This window comes from Allobosea sp. 2KB_26 (assembly GCF_052115715.1).
In the GTDB taxonomy this organism is placed as follows: domain Bacteria; phylum Pseudomonadota; class Alphaproteobacteria; order Rhizobiales; family Beijerinckiaceae; genus Allobosea.
This window is the reverse complement of sequence record NZ_JBFRHE010000049.1, coordinates 1-4,047: the sequence shown is the minus strand read 5'-3', so window position 1 is coordinate 4,047 and position 4,047 is coordinate 1. Positions and strand designations below refer to the sequence as shown.

At 70.3% G+C, this 4,047-nt stretch carries 3 protein-coding genes; all 3 read right to left on the bottom strand.

The genetic code is table 11. The features are described 5' to 3' along the window. Window positions 1–1,255, bottom strand: a 1,255-nt coding sequence (locus AB4099_RS35090) for a calcium-binding protein (RefSeq protein ID WP_441481494.1), incomplete at its 3' end; no start/stop codon positions are given. Then, window positions 1,252–3,048 carry a type I secretion system permease/ATPase gene (locus AB4099_RS35085; RefSeq protein ID WP_441481493.1) on the bottom strand — a complete coding sequence of 599 codons (1,797 nt, stop codon included), beginning with the start codon at window positions 3,046–3,048 and terminating at the stop codon, window positions 1,252–1,254. The genes AB4099_RS35085 and AB4099_RS35090, both read right to left, overlap by 4 nt. 99 nt (window positions 3,049–3,147) lie before the next feature. Next, window positions 3,148–4,047 (bottom strand): calcium-binding protein (locus tag AB4099_RS35080; RefSeq protein ID WP_441481492.1); only part of this gene is annotated, 900 nt, incomplete at its 5' end.

The following is a 4,047-nucleotide window of genomic DNA, read 5'->3' as shown; positions in this document are numbered from 1 at the left end:
GGTCGTTGCCCTTGCCGCCGATGATGATGTCATCGCCGGCCTCGCCGTAGATGATGTCGTCGCCATCCTCGCCGAAGAGCTGGTCGTCGCCGTCGCCGCCATAGATCGTGTCGTTGCCGGTGCCGCCATAGACGATGTCGTTGCCGCGGCCGGCATAGATCAGGTCATGGCCGGCGCCGCCGCGGATGAAGTCGTTGCCGGCGCCGCCATGCAGGATGTCCGAGCCGCCGCGGCCATCGATCACGTCGTTGCCGTCGCGGCCGTCGATCAGGTCGGCGCATTCGGTCCCGGTCAGGCTGTCATCGCCTGACGTGCCGTTGATCTCGGTGAACTCGACGACACTGAAGAGCGCGGTCTGGGSGACCGCGACGGTCTCGTCGCTGACCTCATAGCTCAGCGTCACCGGGCCAAAATAGCCRGGCGTCGGGGTGAACTCCCAGCCGCCCTCGACCGCGGTCAAGGTGCCGCTGGAGGCGGTGAGATTGCGGATCGCCAGCGCATCGCCATCGGGGTCGCGTGCCCCCGCGAGCAGGCCGATCGTGGTGATCAGCAGCGTCTCGCAGCGCCCGATGCTGCGCAGGCTGACGACRCCGGCSAGYTGCGGGGCGCGGTTGCTGCGTGGCCCGCCGGGGTTTTCACCGCCGGGTCCGCCAGGGTTCTCACCGCCGGGGCCGGGATGGTGGCCGCCGGAACCGCCGCCGGCCGAGGCGATCCCCTCGAAGGCGTGGCCGCTGCCAGAGCCGGCACTGCCGGAGAGGCCGCCGCCGGAGCTCAGCGTCAGGTTGTCGTTGCTCGCCGGATCGCCGCCAAAAACATCCTCGAGCTTCGCCGGCGAGAAGCGGCGCAGCGGCAGCTGCTCATAATCGATCAGCGGGGAATCGATGCCGAGAAAGGCGGCAAGCCCGGCCGTGCCGACCGCCTGGCCGCCGGAGCCGAGCGCCTGCTCGTCCTCGGCCTCCTTCTTGATCGCSCCGGTCTCGTCCTCGGCCTCCTTGTCCTCGGCCTCGGCCTGCGCCTGCTTCGGTGCGCCTCCCCCAGCCGCATCCTCRCCCGGGGTCTCAGTGGGCGGACCGAGATCGGACTTGGCGTGGCTGGGGAAGAGGCTCTTGACGTAGATCGCGACCGCGGTCAGCGCGAGCACGACCAGCGCCGGCCAGCGCGACGGGGCCGCGTCCTCGTCCGTGATCTTGCGGTAGCTCTGCTCCGCGGTGGGCGCGCCCGGCGCCGGAGACTTGAGGGTCTTGATCTCGATCATGCCGACACCCGTTCATGCGCAGGCTTGAAGGGAGCTGCGATGGGACTGGCCTGCGGCATCCGCAGCGGGGCTGCCGGCGCGCTCGCTGGTGCAACCTGCGTCGTCGCCGGGGTCAGGATCTCATTGCGCGGCCCGAAGGCGGCGAGCTTGCCGTTCTGGATGACGCCGACGAAGTCGACGGCGGCGAGCGCGCTCGGCCGGTGCGCCACGATGATGGCGATGCCGCCGCGCTCCTTGACCGTCTCGATCGCCGTCTTGAGCGCGCTCTCGCCCTCGCCGTCGAGGTTCGAGTTCGGCTCGTCCATGACGACCAGGAAGGGGTTGCCGTAGAGCGCCCGCGCCAGGCCGATGCGCTGGCGCTGGCCGGCCGAGAGCGCCGCGCCCTGCGGCCCGAGCTGGGTCTGGTAGCCATCGGCCAGCCGCACGATCATCTCGTGGATGCCCGCCGCCTTCGCCGCCGCCACGACCCCGGCGGCGTCGCTCTCAGCCGAGAGCCGCGAGATGTTCTCCTCGACGCTGGCATCGAGCAGGCTGACCTCCTGCGGGAGATAGCCGACGAAGCGGCCGAGCGCGGCCTCCGGCCATTGCGAAAGCTCGGCGCCGTCGAGCCGGACCGAGCCGCGCAGGCACGGCCAGATCCCGGTCAGGGCCCGCACCAGCGTCGTCTTGCCGCCGCCGCTCGGGCCGATCAGGCCGAGCGCCGTGCCCGCCTTCAGGTCGAAGCCGACCTCGCTGAGCAGGACCTGGCCCGAGACCGGGGCGGCGACCGTGATCTTGTCGACCTTGAGCGAGCCGACCGGCGCCGGCAGCTGCATCGGCACCACCGCCTGGCTCAGCGCCACCACCGTCTCGCGCAGGCGCTGGAAGGCGGCGCGTGCCGCGACGAAGGACTTCCAGTTGGCGATCGCGAGATCGACCGGCGCCAGCGCCCGCGACGAGGCGACCGAGGAGGCGATGATCGCCCCGGCCGAGAGCTCGCCCTTGATCGTCAGATAGGCGCCCATGCCGAGGATCGCCGATTGCAGGATCATGCGCAGCACGCGCGAGACCGCCCCTAAGCTGCCGCCGAGGTCATTGGCCTTGGTCTGCAGCGCCAGGTGCTCGCGATTGGCCAGGTTGAAGCGCGCGACCGCCCGGTCGGCAAAGCCCATCGCCTTCAGCACCTCGGCATTGCGGGCATTGGAATCGGCGATCGCGCCGCGGGTGATCGCCGCCTGGCGCGTCGTGCCGTTGAGCCGGCGGGTCAGGATCTCGCTGGCCACCGTCAGCAGGGTCAGGACCACGGCGCCCGCCAGCGTCAGCGCGCCGAGCCAGGGGTGCAGGAAATAGGCGAAGGCGAGATAGAGCGGGATCCAGGGCAGGTCGAACAGCGCGCCCGGCCCCTGGCTGCCGAGGAAGCCGCGCACCGTGTCGACATCGCGGCCGCGCTCCAGCGCCTCGGTGCTGGAGAAGCCGAAGCGCGGCATGTCGATCGCCACCCGGTGCGCCAGCGGCGCGATGTCCTTGTCGAGCCTGGCCCCGACCCGGACCAGCACCTGCGAGCGGATCACGTCGAAGGCGCCCTGGAACAAATAGAGCCCGATCGCCAGCGCCGAGAGTGCCGCCAGCGTCTGGACGCTGCCCGAGGTCAGCGCCCGGTCATAGACCTGCAGCATGTAGAATGAGCCGGTCAGCGCCAGCACATTGATCAGCCCCGAGATCGCGAACAGGAAGAGGAAGGCCGAGCGGAAGCCGAGCGTCAGCCGGGCGGCATCGCGGCGGCGGGCGGAGGTCTGTGCCTTGGAAGGTGCCATGATCGCAAACCGTCAAATGAAGCAGTCGGCAGGAAGGCGGTGCAGGACGGTGGGAGTGGCCGGCGGACCAGGAGCCCGCCGGCCGAAAAGGCGCCGCTTCTAGAAGCTGAAGTTGCTGCCGGTCAGGGTGTGGCTGCCCTTCAGGTTGATCTGGAAGTCGGCATCGGCATCGCCGTCGACATTGCCCTTGACCACGGTGTAGTCGCCGTCGGCCCGGGTCTCGTAGGCGACCACCAGCTGGGCGGTGGCGGTGAAGGCCGGGCCGCTGGTCAGGGTGAAGCTCTGGTTGCCGGCGAGCGCGCCATTGGCGTCGATGCCGGAGAGGTCGAGCTTATCGCCGGGCTCGAAGTCGAGGATGGTGTCGCCATCCGCCGCTTCCTTGCTCTCGAAGCGGAAGATGTCGTTGCCGGCCCCGCCCTCGATCACGTTCACCGCGGCACTGGCCGTGATCGTGTCGTTGCCCGAGCCGGTCGCGACGTTCTCGATGCTCCAGAGCGTGTCGCTGCCGGTTTGCGTGCTGACCGCGCTGCCGCGTCCGAGCAGGCCGGTGCCGAGATCGACCGTCAGGTTCGCCGTGATCGCCGACATGTCGAGCGTGTCGATGCCCGAGCCGCCGTCGCTGTCATCGCCGAAATAGACGTCGTTGCCGTCGCCGACTGTCGCCACGATCACGTCATTGCCCGCACCCGCCACCACCGTGTCGTCGCCGGCGCCGGCCGTGATCCGGTCGTCGCCCGTGCCACCGAAGATCCGGTCCTCGCCCGCCCCGCCATCGATCAGGTCGTTGCCGGCCCCGCCGAGCAGCACGTCGTCGCCGGCCCCGCCGAGGACCACGTCGCGGCCCTCCCCGGCATCGACGAAATCGTTGCCGTCGCCGGCCGAGAGCGTGTCGTCGCCGCCCGCCCCGATCAGGACGTCGTCACCGCCCTGGCCGATCAGGTTGTCGGCTCCCGCCGCCCCGATCAGGACATCGCTCAGAGCCGTCCCGACATGCGTCCC